Annotated in this window: 12 protein-coding genes and 2 tRNA genes; 7 read left to right on the forward strand and 7 right to left on the reverse strand. The window is 68.7% G+C overall.

The genetic code is table 11. The features are described from left to right. Positions 1-8 precede the first annotated feature (8 nt). From FGL94_RS08425 to FGL94_RS08435, 3 genes are read right to left on the reverse strand one after another with little or no spacing between them, the layout of a single operon-like run. On the reverse strand, positions 9-872 hold the full coding sequence (locus FGL94_RS08425; protein ID WP_144923354.1) for an ABC transporter permease subunit: 864 nt from the start codon (positions 870-872) through the stop codon (positions 9-11). After that, the gene (locus FGL94_RS08430) at positions 869-1,666 is read right to left on the reverse strand and encodes an ABC transporter ATP-binding protein (protein WP_144923357.1); all 798 of its coding nucleotides are present in this window, start codon (positions 1,664-1,666) and stop codon (positions 869-871) included. Before FGL94_RS08430 ends, FGL94_RS08425 begins: the two co-directional genes overlap by 4 nt. Next, positions 1,659-3,737 carry a NosD domain-containing protein gene (locus tag FGL94_RS08435; RefSeq protein ID WP_144923360.1) on the reverse strand — a complete coding sequence of 693 codons (2,079 nt, stop codon included), beginning with the start codon at positions 3,735-3,737 and terminating at the stop codon, positions 1,659-1,661. The genes FGL94_RS08430 and FGL94_RS08435 overlap by 8 nt, the downstream gene beginning before the upstream one ends. 105 nt (positions 3,738-3,842) lie before the next feature. Between FGL94_RS08435 and FGL94_RS08440 the strand changes: the two genes are divergently transcribed. Together FGL94_RS08440 and FGL94_RS08445 are read left to right on the forward strand one after the other, a co-directional pair. Continuing rightward, positions 3,843-4,412: a nitrous oxide reductase accessory protein NosL gene (locus tag FGL94_RS08440; RefSeq protein ID WP_144923362.1), complete on the forward strand. Its 570-nt coding sequence runs from the start codon at positions 3,843-3,845 to the stop codon at positions 4,410-4,412. 158 nt (positions 4,413-4,570) lie between these two features. After that, on the forward strand, positions 4,571-5,002 hold the full coding sequence (locus FGL94_RS08445) for a universal stress protein (protein WP_144923367.1): 432 nt from the start codon (positions 4,571-4,573) through the stop codon (positions 5,000-5,002). A gap of 29 nt (positions 5,003-5,031) precedes the next feature. Here the strand turns inward: FGL94_RS08445 and FGL94_RS08450 are convergent. Next, positions 5,032-5,105 (reverse strand) — tRNA-Tyr (locus FGL94_RS08450). Positions 5,106-5,245: 140 nt separating this feature from the next. Between FGL94_RS08450 and FGL94_RS08455 the strand changes: the two genes are divergently transcribed. Both FGL94_RS08455 and FGL94_RS08460 read left to right on the forward strand, forming a co-directional pair. Then, on the forward strand, positions 5,246-6,130 hold the full coding sequence (locus tag FGL94_RS08455) for a hypothetical protein (protein WP_144923370.1): 885 nt from the start codon (positions 5,246-5,248) through the stop codon (positions 6,128-6,130). Between the two features lie 80 nt (positions 6,131-6,210). Further along, complete coding sequence (locus FGL94_RS08460) at positions 6,211-6,795, forward strand: NAD(P)/FAD-dependent oxidoreductase (RefSeq protein ID WP_144923373.1); 585 nt, start codon at positions 6,211-6,213, stop codon at positions 6,793-6,795. A 590-nt stretch (positions 6,796-7,385) separates the two neighbouring features. Here FGL94_RS08460 and udk read toward each other — a convergent pair. Continuing rightward, positions 7,386-8,084 (reverse strand): uridine kinase, encoded by a 699-nt coding sequence (gene udk / locus FGL94_RS08470; RefSeq protein WP_144923379.1) that lies wholly within the window; start codon positions 8,082-8,084, stop codon positions 7,386-7,388. A gap of 221 nt (positions 8,085-8,305) precedes the next feature. Between udk and FGL94_RS08475 the strand changes: the two genes are divergently transcribed. From FGL94_RS08475 to FGL94_RS08485, 3 genes are all read left to right on the forward strand, one after another. Next, positions 8,306-8,926 (forward strand): CBS domain-containing protein, encoded by a 621-nt coding sequence (locus FGL94_RS08475; RefSeq protein WP_144923382.1) that lies wholly within the window; start codon positions 8,306-8,308, stop codon positions 8,924-8,926. Between the two features lie 97 nt (positions 8,927-9,023). Then, the gene (locus tag FGL94_RS08480; protein ID WP_144923385.1) at positions 9,024-9,572 is read left to right on the forward strand and encodes a GNAT family N-acetyltransferase; all 549 of its coding nucleotides are present in this window, start codon (positions 9,024-9,026) and stop codon (positions 9,570-9,572) included. Between the two features lie 85 nt (positions 9,573-9,657). Next, positions 9,658-9,731, forward strand: a tRNA-Thr gene (locus FGL94_RS08485). A 142-nt stretch (positions 9,732-9,873) separates the two neighbouring features. Here the strand turns inward: FGL94_RS08485 and FGL94_RS08490 are convergent. Together FGL94_RS08490 and FGL94_RS08495 are read right to left on the reverse strand one after the other, a co-directional pair. Then, complete coding sequence (locus FGL94_RS08490; protein WP_144923388.1) at positions 9,874-12,420, reverse strand: CARDB domain-containing protein; 2,547 nt, start codon at positions 12,418-12,420, stop codon at positions 9,874-9,876. Next, positions 12,420-14,309: a PKD domain-containing protein gene (locus FGL94_RS08495; protein ID WP_144923391.1), complete on the reverse strand. Its 1,890-nt coding sequence runs from the start codon at positions 14,307-14,309 to the stop codon at positions 12,420-12,422. The genes FGL94_RS08490 and FGL94_RS08495 overlap by 1 nt, the downstream gene beginning before the upstream one ends. Positions 14,310-14,520: the final 211 nt, after the last annotated feature.

Raw genomic sequence — 14,520 nt, forward strand, 5'->3', positions numbered from 1 at the left:
TCACCGTCTCACCCGCCGAATCCGCTTCGGAGCTCCTCAATGGCCGCATCGACGCGACGGCCGTACGCCAGCGCCGCACCCGAGACGACGGCGCCGAGGAGGGGCCAGACAACCAGCGAACCGACCGCGCGGCCCGTCGCGACGAACTCCCCCTCCGGCGCGAACGCGACGCCGATCACGTGCTCGAAGACGAGCCCGCGGAACGCTCCGTTCGGCGTGAGCGCGAGCGACCCCGGGATCGTCGCCGGCGACGTTCCGGCATCGAGCGAGCGGAGCAGGAGGAGGTCGCCGCCGAGCACGCCCGCGACCAGCGCGAGAACCCCGAGCGCGATCGCGCTGCGGCGGCTCGCGGCGAGCGCGGAGACGGCCGCCGCGAGCGACACGTACGCCGCGCCCAAGAGGAGGACGAACGCGAGGAACCGGACGAACAGCACCGGCGAGTCGACGCCGGCGTGGGTCGCGAATATCCCCGTGTCCGGCGCGGCGGTCAGCCAGACGACGCCGCCGACCAGCGCGTACGGGACGCCCACCACGGCGACCAGCGCGACCGTCCGCGCCAGCAACACCCCGACGACGTACTCGCCGACGCGCACCGGGTACGTCCGGATCACCGCCAGCTCACCGCTTTCGGCGTCGGAAAGCAGCGCGCGGTAGCCTAACACCACCGCGACGAGCGGGACGAGCACCTCCGTCGGGAGGAGCAGATCGACGACCGCCGGCACGAACCCGGTCGCGCCGCCGCCGCCCGCCGCGAGGAGGCCGACGACGACGAGGAACAGTCCCACCGCGAGCACGCCGTAGCCGGGCGTCCGGACCACCGTCGCGAGCTCGCGTCGAAACACGGTCGCGACCCCGATGAGCGGACCGGTCATCGGTCCGACACCCCCGTGACGTGGACCGCCGGCTCCGTTTCGTCGCCGTCGCTCTCGTCCTCGCCCTCGGCACCGCCCTCGGAGCCCTCACCGCCCGCCTGCCCCGCCGCCTCCCCCGTCACGGCGAGATACAGCGCCCTCGCGTCGGCGGCGTCGTGCTCGTCGAGCAGTCGGTCCAGCGGGCCCGCGGCGGCGATCTCCCCGCGGCGGAGGAGCACGACGCGGTCGGCGTGCTCGTCGACGAGGTCGAGCGCGTGGGAACAGACGACGACCGCCGTGTCGGCGTCGGCTCGCTCGGCGGCCGCGCGGAACGCACGCTCGCGCATCCCCGGGTCGAGACCGCTCGCCGGCTCGTCTAAGGCGACGAGCGAGGGGTCGCCGAGGACCGACTGCGCGATCCCGAGCAGGCGCCGCATGCCGCCCGAGAGCGCCTCGACTCGCCTGTCGCCCGCGTCGCCGAGACCGACCCGTTCGAGGGCCGCGTCCGGGTCGTCACCGACGAGCCGCGCGTAGAACGCGAGCGTCTCGCGGGCGGTGAACCCCTCGCGGAACGGCACCCGCTGCGGGAGGTACCCGATCGGCCTCGGGCCGGTCGCGCCGGGGAGAGTCACCTCGCCCGCGGTCGGCTCCGTCGCGCCGACGAGGACCCTGAGCAGGGTCGACTTCCCGGAGCCGTTCGGGCCGACGACGGCGGTGACGCCCGGCACGAACCCGAGTGACACCGATTCGAGCACCGGCACGCCGCCGTACGTCCGGGCGACCTCCGAGAGGACCGCGACGGGCTCGTCAGGCATCCGTGACACCTCTCGCCGCCGGCGCGGTCGTCGGACCGGCCGGTCGCGCTCCCGGATCGATACTCCCTCCCGTCGCGTTCGGATCGCGTGTGTCCATCGTCGTAGTCCCGGTATCCCCGTTCAGTTCGGCGCGCCAGTCGGCGCTGACCGGCCCGACCTCCGGACCGAGCGCGGCGTCAACCCGGTCCGGCGAATACGGCTCCGCCGCCGGCGCCGGGTCGATGATGCTCCCCGAGCGCGCCCCGGGAACCGTCCCGCGGAGGCGGTCGAGGAGCGTGACCACGGGCGACTCGCGCACGGCGACCGCGGCGACTTCGCGGTGGAGCGCGGCGTCGACCGGTGAGGTCGGGCGGTAGGCGCGCTCGCCGGGGTCGTGGATCCCCACGTTCGCTCCCTCCCAGTAGTTCCCGCGGTCGCCGTCGGCCCAGATCCGGAGCGCGCCCGCCCCGGCGCCCGCGTGGTCCTCGTTGCCGACGAAGTCGTTCGCGACGACTCGACTCGACGGGACGACCGTGGTCGCGCGCGCGCCTTCATCGTTTTCCGCGGCCACGTTGCGCTCGTACAGCGATCCCCGCGAGCTGGTCGAGAAGCCGAGTTCGTTGCCGACGAGGGTGTTGTACCCGATGTACGTCCGGGTGCCCGAGGCCTGAATTCCCGCGCTGGAGTTCCGCACGTCGTTACCGACGATCGCGTTGCCCGAGGGACGCGTCATCACGGTGACTCCGCCGAACAGCTCGTTTCGGAACGCGTTGTCGGCGATCAGCGCGTCGCTCGTGTACATGAGGTGCGTCCCGTACCGGTTGTCCGCGAACGTCGAGTTCCGGACGACCGAGCCGTCGGCGCGGTGGAGGTAAATCCCGTCGCGACCGCCCTGGAAGACGCTGTCCGTCACCGTCACGCGCGACTGCATGCCCGTGACCCCCATGAACCCGTCCTGCCACTCGTCTGACCCGTCGACGCGGAGGTCTCGGATCGTCGCGTGGGAGCCCTCGCGGAGGAGCAGGCCGCTCGCGTTCGCCTCGACCGTCACGTCGTCGACGACGAGCCCCGGCGCGTCGATCGCGCGGATCCCCGCGTCGCCGTGGCCGTAGCCGAGCTGGATGTTGGTGTCCCACACCTCGTCGTCGCCCTCGCGCCCCTCGCGCGCCGCCTCCGGATCGCGCGTTTGGCCCCCGCTCCCGTCGACCGAGAGCCCGGTGATCGCCACGTCCGGCGCCCGCACCGTGATCACCGACCCGTTGCCGTCGCCGCGAATCCGCGCGTCCTCGCCGGCGACCGTGACCGACTCGTTCACCGTCAGAGTCTCCTCGTAGGTCCCCGGCGGGACGACGACGGTCGTGTTCGCCGGCGCGGCCGCGACCGCCGCCTGAACCGTCGGCGCGTCCTCGCCGACGACGACCGAGACCGGTCTGTCGGCGCGGCGCTCGGCGGCCGCGATCCGGTCGTCGGCCGCGGTCCACCGCTCGGGGGCCATCGCGCGCACCGCCGCCGCGGAGTCCGTGTCGAAGGACATGCCTCGGACCGTCTCCCAGTCGACTGTCCGCCCGCCGTGGTCGGCGGCGAACGCCTCGGCGGCGTCCCGCTCGCGGAACGGGACGACCGTCTCGCCGGCCGGGCTCCGAGCGTCGCTACCGACCACGTAGACCGCCTCTTCCGCCGGCGTCCACTCGCCGGCGAATTCCGACTCGAACAGCCCGGTCTCGGTCGTCCCCGGCCGGGCGTCGTCGAACGTCTCGACGTAGACGACGATCGGGTAGCCGAACTGGCGTTCGGTCCGGCCGTCGCCGAGCGTCGCCGCGAACGACTCGACGCCGTTGTACCCGACGACGTACTGGAGCTGCGAGTAGAAGACCTGCGTCCGCGGGACCCGCGCCGCTCCGGCCATCAGCGCGTCCGTCTCGGAGGAGAGCCCCAGTTCGACCACGTCGTCGTAGTCGACGGGCGAGGGCGCGGCCGACTCCGGGTCGGTAACGAACGCTCCCGCCGTCGCGGCCGCTGCGACGAGGAGGAGCGTCGCGAGCGCGAGCCGAACCGGGAGCGCCGGACCGGCGTATGGGTCGAAACGCGTCACGGTGACGTTTCGATCGCCTGGGGTTTATCCGATCTGGTTCGTTCCTCGAACGACCGTCTGAATCGCTCCCGAGAGCCTAAGGCGGTCGTTTCACAACTATCACCCATGACCGAACATCCGCGTCCGTCGACGTCGCGTCGAGGTCTGCTCGCCGGGGTCGGCGCGGGCCTCTCGCTCGCGGCCGCCGGCTGTCTGGGCGACGAGAGCGCGTCGATCACCCCGGTCTCGCTCGACGGCGAACGCGCGTGCGACGAGTGCGGCATGATAATCGAGGACCACCCCGGCCCGGTCGGACAGATTCACTTCGAGGACGACGAGCCCGAGGGCGGACGACCGGGCCAGTTCTGCAGCAGCATCTGCACCTACACCTACCGGTTCGACGCGGAAGACGCGGGACGGACCCCGCTGGCGACGTTCCTCACCGACTACTCGCTCGTCGATCAGGAGGTGTTCGAGGAGGGCACCGACACGATGTTCTCCTCGCACGTCGAGAGCGAGGCGTTCTCGCGGACGACCGACCTCACGGTCGTCGCACGCAGCGAGGTCGTCGGCGCCATGGGACCCGAGCTGATCCCGTTCAGCGAGGCGGACGACGTCGACGCGTTCGTCGAGGAGTACGGTGGCGATCCGATGCCCGCCGAGGACGTCGAGCGGTCGACCCTGGAGGCCTTATAAATAGCCGACGTAGGCCGCGCACCGTTCAAAAACGGACGCTCTTTGACGGGAGGACGCGAGAAGGCATTATAGGCGAATTGAGGGTTGACGGGCGATTCGGGCTCGCCGCCGGGGTTCGACGCTGGATTCTTCTATTCGGTCGGCGTACTACGAGACGTATGTACCGCACGACCTTGATCCCGACCGGGGGTAGCGAGGCATCGTTCGGTGCTGTCGCGGACGCGATCGAAGTTACCGCACCCGACGGGACGATCCACGTGCTGGGAATCGTCGAGGATCTGCCGACACACAGACGGTCGGGGAAGCCCCAGAAGTTCGACGGCGGGGACGACGAGCGAGTCCGACTAGAGGCGGCCGTCGACCGCATCGCGGCGTCGGTCGAGGAGGCGGGGATCGACTCCGTGACCGTCGTCGAGGAGGGCGTGCCGTCACACGAGATCGTCGAGTACGCGGCGGACGCCGACGTCGACGCGATCGTGATGGGGAAACGGGGGCCGAGCGATGCGGCCGCCGACCTGCTCGGGAGCACGACGGAACGCGTCCTCCGCGACGCGCCGACCACGGTCGTGTCCGTCCCGGCACTCGACTAGGGGCGGTTACGAATCGACCGGTGAGAAAGTCCGCCCTCCCCGAATTGAACGGGGGACAAGTCGATCTACAGTCGACTGCTCTACCAGGCTGAGCTAAGGGCGGTTACCGTATTCTACCCGCCGGATTCGACTTAAGGGTTCCCTTTCAAACCGGGTGTGATCCGCGGTACCGCGGACGCCTCGACGGCCCTCACCGCAGCCGCCGCGCGCGATTTTTAAGTCGCTCGCGGCGAGAGCGAGGATATGGCCGACGGCGACGATCGACAGGCGACGTTCGGGTCGGACGGGAGCTTGGAGACCGACACGACGCCGGACGCGACCGGCGAGAACGACTTCGGCGAGGAGAAGGACGCCAACGAGACGGACGGCGGGTACAGCCGGTACGTCGTCTCCAGCCTCCTCCAGAAGGCGGTGCGCCGATCCGACGAGGAGGTCGCCGCGTGGGCCGCGTGGGAGCTGTCCCGCTCCGGCTACGCGTGGAACCTCTGGGACCGCCTCAACCTCTACGTCGTCGAGGACCTCCGCGCGGGCAGCGACGTGGCGCTCACGATCGAGCGCTACGAGGAGCTCGCCACCGAGCGCTGGGAGGCCGCCGAGTGGAAGGGCCGGCTCTGCGCGGTCCACGCCGCGCTTGCGGCCGCCCGCGCGCGCTCGACCCGCGAGGCCTCGAACGCCGACGCCTACTTCTCCGCCGTCGCCGAGGTGCGCGCCGAGGCCCGCGAGCGCGGCGAGGAGCCCGCACACGACTTCCCCGTCGGCGACCTCGAACCGGACGGCGAGTTCGACGCGATCTTCGACGGCCACACCGGCGAGGGCGCGAGACGCGACCGCGGGACGCACTTCTTCAAGACCCACGGCGCCCGAGTCGGCCCGGAGGGCGAAGACGACCAGAGCGCCCGCTGGCAGCGCCTCGCGATGCTCCTCGACGACGAGACCGACTACTCCGCCGACGATCTCGACCGCGCCGTCGAGCCGGTCGATCTCGAAAACCCGTGGGGCGAACCGGCGACGGGGGCCGGACGCGCCGACGCAGCCGGGGCCGGAGACACTGTCGACATCGACGACACTGCCGACACCGGCGAGAACGGTCCCGACCGGACCGGCTCGCTCGACGAGTTCTCGGAGTAGCCTCGGGCCGCTCGTCAGGCACCGTCCCGTCGATGACCGCTTTCGCCAGCCCTTATGAGCGTGCGCCCGTTACGAGATGTATGGCAGATGTAGCAATCGTCGGCGGCGGACCGGCCGGGCTCAGCGCGGGACTGTTCGCGGGCAAGAACGGGCTCGACGCGGTCCTGTTCGACACCGACGGCACGTGGATGCATAAGGCGCACCTGTTCAACTACCCCGGAATCGGCTCGGTCGGCGGCAGCGAGTTCCTCGCGACCGCCCGCCAGCAGGCCGACGACTTCGGCGTCGACCGGAAGCAGGGCGAGGAGGTCACCGCTGTCGAGGAGGCCGGCGACGGCTTCGTCGTGACCACCGAGGCGGACGAGTACGAGGCCGACTACGTGGTGCTGGCGACGGGCGCGAGCCGCGACCTCGCCGAGTCGCTCGGCTGCGAGTTCGACGGCGATCTCGTCGACGTCGGCGTCTCGATGGAGACGAGCGTCGAGGGCGCGTACGCGACCGGCGCGATGGTCCGCGCCGAGGAGTGGCAGGCGGTCATCTCGGCCGGCGACGGCGCCGCCGCGGCCCTCAACATCCTCTCGAACGAGAAGGGCGAGCACTACCACGACTTCGACGTGCCCGACACCGCGACCTCGGTGTTCGGCGGCCTGATCGACGACGAATAAGCGCCCGGCTACGGTTTTCGATCGCTTCTTGATCGATAGCGGGAGTACGTCTCTCAGTGTGGTGGTGTGATCATTTATAAGTCGGATCGGGGTGTGGCTGTTGGTGGTTTATAAGTGATCGACGCTGTGGTGACGACCTCCAAAGCCCCGGCCGCGAGGACTCGCGCGGCTCGCTGCGGTCCTCGTCACTCGCGTTGCTCGTTCCTGCGGTCCTTGCGTCGCCGTGCTTCGTCCTCGCGGCCGCCCCTTTGAGTCCCACCCTGCCGCACCGCACAGCACCTCACACCTCCCCAACCTCGCCGCTCGCTTCGTCGCCGGCGCGCAGCGCCGGCTGCATGAGGGGCCTCCGTTCCCTCTCTGCTCGCGGCGTCCCTCGCGGGCTAGCTCGCGGCCGCCGATGGCGGCCGCTCGCAGGCGCGCCACCGCACTCGTCAGTTATAAGCGATCGTCGCCGTCGCTCACGCCTATTTAAATACTGAACCGCGGCCGGTGATCTGCAACACCCACCCCCGCCATCGACCTCGCCGGTCTACGGTGACTCCGGGCCGAAACACCGTACCTGTCGAAGGGGTTCAGCGGCTCCGCTCGGTTCAGTCGTCGCCGTCCATGTCGAGCGAGCGCTTTTCGCCGAGTTCCTCCTCCAAACTTCCGCGCTCCCAGCTCCGGACGGCGTCCCCTTCGACCTCGGCGCGGAGCTTCTCCTCGAGGAGGTTCACGGCGACGCTGTTGGCGCCCTCGGGGATGATCACGTCCGCGTGTTTCTTCGAGGGCTCGATGAACTGCTCGTGCATCGGCTTCACCGTCGAGAGGTACTGGTCGATGACGCCCTCTAGGTCGCGGCCGCGGTCGATCACGTCTCGCCGGATCCGGCGTAAGATTCGGACATCGGCGTCGGTCTCGACGAACAGCCGGAGGTCCATCATGTCGTTTATCTCCTCGTCATACAGCGCGAGGATCCCTTCGAGCACGATGACGTCGGTCGGATCGACGTCGATACGCTCCTCCTTCCGGTTGTGGACCTCGAAATCGTACTGCGGCATCCGAACCGATTGCCCCTCGAGCAGGGCTTCGAGGTGTTCTCTGAGCAGTTCCCACTCGAACGCCGACGGGTGGTCGTAGTTGACGGACTGCCGCTCCTCGAAGTCGAGGTGAGAGAGGTCCTCGTAGTAGTTGTCCAACGGGATGCGGGTGACGCTGTCGCCGAGGTCGCGGGTGACGAGCCGTGAGACGGTCGTCTTCCCCGCGCCGGTCCCCCCCGCGATCCCGATCACGAACGAGGGAATGGTCATACTCCCCGCTCGGGCACCGGAGGGTTTGAAGCCTCCTTTTCGTCGCCGTCGTCAGCGCGGCCGCGATCACCGAAGAAGGCCGTCTCTCAGGAGGCGGGTTCCGTTCCGCCTGCAGATCTCGTCGCTCGCTCATCTCTCGCCGCCGATCGGAAGTCTAGGCCGGGAATACGTATAACGATACCGGGGGCACCTTTTAGCCGTTCGCTGCGGAATCACGACTCATGCGAACAGACACCACGGTTCGCGACGTGATGCACCGCGAGTTCCTCGGCGTGAGCGAGTCGGACCCGTTGCGCGATGCGGCGGCGCTTTTAGTCGACGAGGGAACGAACTGCCTCGTCGTCCTCCGAGGCGGAGAGGCCGTCGGTCGATTGGACTGTCGAGACGCCCTCGATTCACTCCTCGACGCGACGGCCGACGACGAACGCGGCCTTACGGTCGGTTCGGTCATGGGCCCGCCGCTCCCGACGGTCGCTCCCGACGACGCGCTGGCCGTCGTCGAGGAGCGGCTCGTCGCGGAGGGAGTCGACCGCGTCGTCGCCGTCGAGGACGGCGAGGCCGTCGGCGTCGTCACCGCGGGCGACGCGCTCGCCGCGGGTGCGCCCCGAACTGGGAACGGCGCCCGCGACCCCCTCAGCGACGAGGGAGCGACCGGAGAGCCCCGGCGGGGCGACGCGGCAACGCTGGGGGCGGACGGCGGCGTCGACCCCGCCGTAGAGGCGTCCTCCACCGACGCGTCCGGCTCGCCGACGCAGGGCGTCTGCGAGAGCTGCGGGGCGCTGGTGCCCGACCTCGTGACCGCGAACGGACAGGCCGTCTGTCCGGAGTGTCGCGAGGTGTGACACGGAACCGCACGTCCATTCATCGCTCGGATCCTCAGTTCTCCCTCTCCGTCGACGCCGGTAGGCTCAAACGTCCGGCGCGCCGAACATCGATCGAATGGTCGACAGCGACCGCGTGCGCGTCACGCCCGCCACCGTCGACGACGTCGACCCGGTCACCGACCTGTGGATCGCGCTCGCCGAGGACCAGCAGGCACACGGGTCGACGCTGCTCGCCGAGGGGAACCGCACCGCGGTCCGCGAGTGGGTCGCGCGCTCGGTGGTCACCGGCGAACTCCTCGTCGCGTGCGACGGCGACGGCGACACGATCGGGTTCGTCGGGTTCGCGCTCGATCGCGGCGGCTACGAACGCGACCGCACCCGCGGAGTCGTGAGTAATCTGTTCGTCGTCCCCGAGTGGCGCGGTGAGGGTATCGGCGCCGACCTGCTGGACGCGGCCGAGCGAGCCCTCCGCCAAGAGGGCGCCGAGACCGTCGCCTTAGAGGCGCTCGCGGCGAACGACCGCGCCCGCGAGTTCTACGCGGAGCGGGGGTACGAGCCGCACCGGGTGGAGCTGACGAAGTCGCTGGCGGCGGGTAACGAAGCGGGCGGAGACGGAGACGGTAACGGAGCGGGCAGAGGCGGGGACGACGACCGGAACGCCTGATCGCGACACGGCGTCGCCGCCGACATCGGGTGACCTTCGCGGAAAGCGACACGCACTCATAGGAGGACCGAGTACGCCAGCCTGCGCCAGGGGAGCATGGGCGGTTCATGCACTCGACTTGTAATCGAGACTTCCGGGGTTCAAATCCCTGCCCTGGCTTCGTACGATTTGTTCAATTTCCGTTCGTTGACCCCCGCTTCCTGAGTAACTGCACCGGCTCCCGCACCGTTCGAACTTCGAGGTGGGGTACACTACAGATCCGGTTCCGCTGTATGATTAAAAAAAGCGACGAGTAGACGAGTTATTCGTCGTCGTCCTCCTGCGGGATGGAGACGGTTAGCTCTCCGGTATCGCCGCCTTCGTACGTCGCACTGGTGACCTCGAACAGCTCCTGCTGATCGATTTCATCCATCTCGAACGGACCGGGAAGAACGAACACCGCTAGGTGTAAGTCGCGAGCCTCACCGTCCTCGTCGATTTCGAATTCGACCGTGACTTCCGTCGGTTTCCCTTCATCATCGAATTTGAACTTCCTGTCGACGATGGTGACGTCTCCGAGTTGGCCGTCGGTCCCCTGTCTGCGTGGCGAGGGGTTCTGGGTGACGCCGTCGTCCGAATTGCCGAGCGCCGACATCAGATCGTTCGGGTAGTACCTCGGAGGCATCGGGGGAGACTCGCCCTCGCCGAAGTCGACTTGCCAGTACACCGTTTCCTCGTCGTCTCTCTCCTCCTCGCCGATCGTTATCGTCGCGGTCGCGGAGTCGTCGTCGGTGACGACGCCGTGGGTGTAATCGCCGGGCTCGAGACCGCTCGTGTCGAGTCCCTCGAACGTGACCGTCTGGGTCTCGTCGCCGTCCAGCGTCACTTCCTGTGACGCCAGTGCTTCGTCCCCTGCGAGGGTGCCGTCGCCGTCGCCGTCCAGCCGGAACTCCACCGTCTGCGTGGCTTCCTCGTCGCCGTCGTTGGTGACGTCGGCGGAGACGTCGATCGCGTCACCCTGCGTCGCGGTGTCCGGCGCGTCGAGGTTCGAGACTCGGAAGGTCGCCGGCTCCGGTTCGGGCTCCGGCTCCGCGTCGTCGTCCTCGATGGTGATCGTCGCGGTCGCGGAGTCGTCGTCGGTGAAGACCCCGTGGGCGTAATCGCCGGGCTCGAGACCGCTCGTGTCGATATCGCTGAAGGTGACCGTCTGGGTCTCGTCGCCGTCCAGCGTCACTTCCTGTGACGCCAGCGCCTCGTCGTCGGGAGTGCCGTCGCCGTCGACGTCCAGCCGGAATTCGACCGACTGCGTGGCCTCTTCGTCGCCGTCGTTGGTGACGTCGGCGGAGACGTCGATCGCGTCGCCCTGCGTGGCACTGTCGGGCGCGTCGAGGTTCGAGACCTGGAAGTCCGCCGGCTCCGGTTCGGGTTCCGGCTCCGTGTCGTCGGCCTCGACGGTGATCGAGGCGCCCGTCGCCTCGGTCACGGTGTACGATTCGCCGGCTTCGGTACCCAGTGCCTCGACCGCGAGCGACACGTCGCTCGTCCCGGTCGCGTCCCCGGCGACGGTGACCGTCGCGATGGTGACGCTCCCCGTGTCACTGGTGTTCGCGAGTGCGGCCACGGCCGACACCGACGAACCGTCGTCGGCGAACGTCACGTTGCTGGTTTCCTCGGACGGGTTTCCGTCCAGTTCGAGATCCGTGGCGGAAGCCACCGACGGGTCGTCGAGAGTGACCGTGAACTCGTATGCGCCGACACCGCCGTCGGCGGTTTCAACGACCACGTCGTACGTCGTCGACTCGCCGACGGTAACCGTCGAATCCGACGGCTGAAGGCTCACGGCAGTCTCGCGAACTGTCTCGTCGCCGTCACCGTCGTCACCGTCGTCACCGTCGTCACCGTCATCACCGTCGTCACCGTCGTCACCGTCGTCATCGTCGGCGGCCTCGATGGCGATCGTCGCGGTCGCGGAGTCGTCATCGGTGACGACGCCGTGGGTGTAGTTGCCGACGTCGAGTCCGCTGGCGTCGATGTCTTCGAACGTGACCGTCTGCGTCTCGTCGGCCCCCAGCGTTACGTTCTGCGAGGCCAGCGTCTCATTCTCTCCGAGCGTGCCGTCGCCATCGAGATCCAGACGGAACGCCACCGTCTGGGTACCCTCCTCGTCGCCGTCGTTGGTGACGTCGGCGGAGACGTCGAAGATCGACCCGTCGACTGCGTCACCCTGCGTCGCGGTGTCCGGCGCGTCGAGGTTCGAGACCTGGAAGCTCGCCGGCTCCGGTTCGGGTTCCGGCTCCGTGTCGTCGGCCTCGACGGTGATCGAGGCGCCCGTCGCCTCGGTCACGGTGTACGATTCGCCGGCTTCGGTACCCAGTGCCTCGACCGCGAGCGACACGTCGCTCGTCCCGGTCGCGTCCCCGGCGACGGTGACCGTCGCGATGGTGACGGTGCCGCTATCGGACGTGTTGGCGAGCGCCGCCGTCACGTCGGCCGAGGAGCCGTCCTCCGCGATCGAGACGTCGGTCGTCTGCTCGCTCGGGTTCCCGTTGACGGCGACGTCCGATATCGAAGCGATACTCGAATCGCCGATACTGACGGTGAAGTCGTACGCGCCGACGCCGCCGTCAGCCGTGTCGACGACCACGTCGTACGTCGTCGTCTCACCGCTCGTGACGGTCGCGCTGCTCGGATCGAGGCTCACCCCCGTCTCGAGCGGATTCTCCTGCTGTGCTACCGCCGTTTCCTGGCCGCCGAGTGGTCCGACGCCCAGTGCGGCGCCGCCGACGCCGGCCGTCGTAACCAGCACTACCGTCGCGATGGCCATGATACTCTTCAGCTCAAGGGTCGTTGTGATGTTACGTACACTCATTATTGTAAGACCTCGTTGTACAGCTTCTGCACGTCGACGACGTCGACGCCACCGTCCTGGTTGAAGTCGAACGCATCGGGATTGTTCTGAACCGTCCCGTCATCCAGGTTGGCGAACAGTGCCTGCACGTCGACGATGTCGAACTGTCCATCGCCGTTGATATCCTCGTAGAAGCCGTCACCGTCCGGGTCCGCCGGCGAGTTCTCGAAGTCGTCGACCGGCGGCAGGGGCGCTTTCTCCACCGAGAGGATCGCGGTCTCGGAGTCGTCGTCGGTGAAGACGCCGTGCTCGTACTCTCTGGCGTCGAGACCGCTCGTGTCGATATCGCTGAAGGTGACCGTTTGCGTCTCGTCGGCTCCCAGCGTCACGTTCTGCGAGGCCAGCGCCTCGTCTCCTTCGAGCGTGCCGTTGCCGTCGGCGTCGAGCCGGAACGCCACCGACTGAGTGGCTTCCTCGTCGCCGTCGTTGGTGACGTCGGCGGTGACGTCGATCGCCTCACCCTGCGTCGCGTTGTCCGGCGCGTTCAGGTTCGACACCTGGAAGGTCGCCGGAGCAGGCGCGTTGATGGTGATCTCCGCAGTCGCGCTGTCATCCTCCGTGACGATACCGTGGGTGAACGTGTCGACCGGGAGGTCGCTCGTGTCGAGGTCGCCGAAGGTGACCGTCTGCGACTCGCCGCCGTCCAGCGTCACGTTCTGCGAGGCCAGCGTCTCGTCTCCTTCGAGCGTGCCGTTGCCGTCGGCGTCGAGCCGGAACGCCACCGTCTGGGTGGCCTCCTCGTCGCCGTCGTTGGTGATCTCGGCTGAGACGGAGATGTTGTCACCCTGCGTCGCGTTGTCCGGCGCGTTCAGGTTCGACACCTGGAAGGTCGCCGGATCGGGCGCCTCGCTGACAGAGACCGTCTGCGTGGCGGTGTCGTTCGCGCCGTCGTCGTCGGTGACCGTCAGGGTCACGTCGTAGTCGCCGGGCGAGTCGTACGTATGGTCGGCCTTCGCAGCTGAGGCGGTCGTGCCGTCATCGAAGTCCCACTCGTAGCTCTCGATGAAGCCGTCCGCGTCGCTGGAGCCGGACGCGTCGAAGCTCACCTGCTCGCCGACCTGCGCGCTCGATGGGCCGCTGATCGACGCGGTGGGCTCCTGGTTCGGCACCTCGCTGACAGAGACCGTCTGCGTGGCGGTGTCGTTCGCGCCGTCGTCGTCGGTGACCGTCAGGGTCACGTCGTAGTCGCCGGGCGAGTCGTACGTGTGGGTGGGCGTCGCGCCCGTCGCCGTCTCGCCGTCGCCGAAGTCCCACTCGTAGCTCGCGATGGAGCCGTCCGCGTCGCTGGAGCCGGACGCGTCGAAGGAGACCGTCTCACCCGCTTCGGGTGCGGACGGACTCGCGGTGAAGGACGCCGACGGGTCCTCGTTCTGGTCGGGAACCTCGACGGTGATCGTCGTCGAGTCGGAGTCCGCCGTCTTGGCGGAGTCGTCCGGCCCTAGCGCCGATCCCTCGACCGAGATCGTGTAATCTGCTGGTGAGGCGTCCTCGGGGACGCTGACATTGTACTCGACCGTGTAGCTCGCGTTGATTCCGTCCTTGTCGCCCGCGATCCAGGTCCACGTGCCGTCATTGTACGATACTGCTCCTTCGGCCGTCTGTTCGGTGATCTCCCAGCCGTCCGGGGTGGTGGCGCTCAACTGTGGCGCGTTCAGCTCCTCGACGTCGAACTGCGTCGTCAGCGTCACCGTCTCTCCGGGTGCCACCGTTGTGCTGTCGGCCGTTTGCTCGACCGAGACGCTCGGAGCCGCCGCTACCGTCCCCACCGGTCCGAAGACCGAGAGGACGAGCGCGACGGCGAGGAGCGCCGTGATCGCTTTTCTGAAATATCCGTGTCTTGTGTCGTTCATCGTTTATTTTGGTGTCGTTGGGGTCGGGGTCGCGATGGGCTCGTTCGTCGCTCGGTTCGCCGGTTGTACGGGTCTCGCCAGATCACGACCGGGGTACCTCTGGTCTCGAGTCGGTTCGGCCGGCGCCGTTCGGCTCTCGTGGTCGTTACCCCCGACCGGCGCCGGTCCGTGCCGCGTGGCGACACACCGGAGCGCTCGCCTACCGTCATCG

Source organism: Halorubrum salsamenti (genome assembly GCF_007671685.1).
Lineage (GTDB): Archaea > Halobacteriota > Halobacteria > Halobacteriales > Haloferacaceae > Halorubrum > Halorubrum salsamenti.

What these genes read in the sequence shown, in the direction of transcription:
- FGL94_RS08425 (WP_144923354.1), bottom strand. Translation starts at nt 872, where the DNA reads ATGACCGGTCCGCTCATCGGGGTCGCGACCGTGTTTCGACGCGAGCTC.
- FGL94_RS08430 (WP_144923357.1), bottom strand. Translation starts at nt 1,666, where the DNA reads ATGCCTGACGAGCCCGTCGCGGTCCTCTCGGAGGTCGCCCGGACGTAC.
- FGL94_RS08440 (WP_144923362.1), top strand. Translation starts at nt 3,843, where the DNA reads ATGACCGAACATCCGCGTCCGTCGACGTCGCGTCGAGGTCTGCTCGCC.
- FGL94_RS08445 (WP_144923367.1), top strand. Translation starts at nt 4,571, where the DNA reads ATGTACCGCACGACCTTGATCCCGACCGGGGGTAGCGAGGCATCGTTC.
- FGL94_RS08455 (WP_144923370.1), top strand. Translation starts at nt 5,246, where the DNA reads ATGGCCGACGGCGACGATCGACAGGCGACGTTCGGGTCGGACGGGAGC.
- FGL94_RS08460 (WP_144923373.1), top strand. Translation starts at nt 6,211, where the DNA reads ATGGCAGATGTAGCAATCGTCGGCGGCGGACCGGCCGGGCTCAGCGCG.
- udk (WP_144923379.1), bottom strand. Translation starts at nt 8,084, where the DNA reads ATGACCATTCCCTCGTTCGTGATCGGGATCGCGGGGGGGACCGGCGCG.
- FGL94_RS08475 (WP_144923382.1), top strand. Translation starts at nt 8,306, where the DNA reads ATGCGAACAGACACCACGGTTCGCGACGTGATGCACCGCGAGTTCCTC.
- FGL94_RS08480 (WP_144923385.1), top strand. Translation starts at nt 9,024, where the DNA reads ATGGTCGACAGCGACCGCGTGCGCGTCACGCCCGCCACCGTCGACGAC.
- FGL94_RS08490 (WP_144923388.1), bottom strand. Translation starts at nt 12,420, where the DNA reads ATGAGTGTACGTAACATCACAACGACCCTTGAGCTGAAGAGTATCATG.
- FGL94_RS08495 (WP_144923391.1), bottom strand. Translation starts at nt 14,309, where the DNA reads ATGAACGACACAAGACACGGATATTTCAGAAAAGCGATCACGGCGCTC.